The sequence below is a fragment of the Geobacillus sp. Manikaran-105 genome (genome assembly GCF_002809955.1).
Classification (GTDB): domain Bacteria; phylum Bacillota; class Bacilli; order Bacillales; family Anoxybacillaceae; genus Geobacillus; species Geobacillus thermophilus.
In genome coordinates this window covers 1-1,257 of sequence record NZ_PIJG01000130.1, presented here as the reverse complement: position 1 = coordinate 1,257, position 1,257 = coordinate 1, and the positions used below count along the sequence as shown (strand labels likewise).

Below are 1,257 nucleotides of genomic sequence, written 5' to 3'. Positions count from 1 at the left end.
GTTGTTAGGTTTTACATCCGAACGAGCTTGGCACCGATTTGTGATCGGAAACTTATTTTCGAAAGATTTATTTCCTGAACGCTCTCGATATAACCGTCGCTGTCGAGATCTTGGCTTTGCCATCAAATGGATACGACATCAACTAGCCAAACGCGGACAACATCACGCTTATGCAGTAGTGGACAGCTTACCCATTGAACTCTGCCACCACGCACGAATGTATCGTGTCAAACGGTTTCAAGGAATCGCCGATATTGGGTATTGTGCATCCAAAAAGATGGCTTACTATGGGTTGAAGCTTCATCTTCAGATCACCGACCAAGCGCTTCCGATGGGATATGTCGTCACCGAAGCATCCTGCCACGACCGGACAGCTGCATAAACCGTGATGACCCAACTTCCTCATCCGTACGCACTTGGTGATAAAGGATATATGAGCCAAGACTTGCAAAAGAAGCTGTATGATGAATACAAGATCGCTTTTTGGACGCCCGTTCGGAAAAACCAGAAGATCCACCAATCGAAAGCATGGAAACGGTGGATGAAACGAAAGCGCAAAGTCATTGAAACCGTGTTTTCCGTTCTCATTGATCAGTACCGGATCACGGAGATTCGAGCCAACTCTGTTTCTGGATTTGAATCAGCTTTGGATGGCATTTTACTCGCTTATTCACTCGTCATTCTTGGGCTAGTTGAGCGTTAAAGTTCAACTAGCACCACGGGTGGTATATAGTAAAGTAAGAGGTATGGTTTTCTGGGATTTCCCCCCTGCTCGATCAGGTGTTCGTAGAACACCGTCACGGGCATGGTGGGATGTTCTTTTCTTAGGGCTAAAATATGATCCTCATCATCGGGCGACAGACGCCTTGAGTGGCCGCGGTCCGAACGGCGCTTTGGCTTTAAGGCGTCAAAGCCCCCTTTTTTGTATCGGGTGCACCAATCGAGGATCGTCTTGGCTGCGATTCGCTTGTCGCCCTGGTGGGGAACATGGTGCACTCGCTCGCTCACCTCTTTCAGATACGTCTTCGGTTCCACCTGCCCATTCACCAACGGAGCGATTAGCCCGTACCGAAACAGCGCGATGTCGTGTCTCATCGATTCATCCATCTGGATCTCCTCCCTGTCCCCCTGTGATGTTGGACCGTCCCGGTCCCTCTACCTCCTATCTTACGAAACGGCTCGAGATTCGTCGAGAGGAAGGGTTTGTGGGAACATCAACCATCTCCGTTTTTGGTGTTAAGTAGAAAATCAGGAAGC

At 49.1% G+C, this 1,257-nt stretch carries 2 pseudogenes; one reads left to right on the top strand and one right to left on the bottom strand.

The features are described from left to right. Positions 1–703: pseudogene (locus CV945_RS16845) on the top strand (IS982 family transposase); the annotation flags it as partial. 22 nt (positions 704–725) lie between these two features. Here the strand turns inward: CV945_RS16845 and CV945_RS16840 are convergent. Continuing rightward, positions 726–1,107 (bottom strand): annotated as a pseudogene (locus tag CV945_RS16840) (helix-turn-helix domain-containing protein); the annotation flags it as partial. Positions 1,108–1,257: the final 150 nt, after the last annotated feature.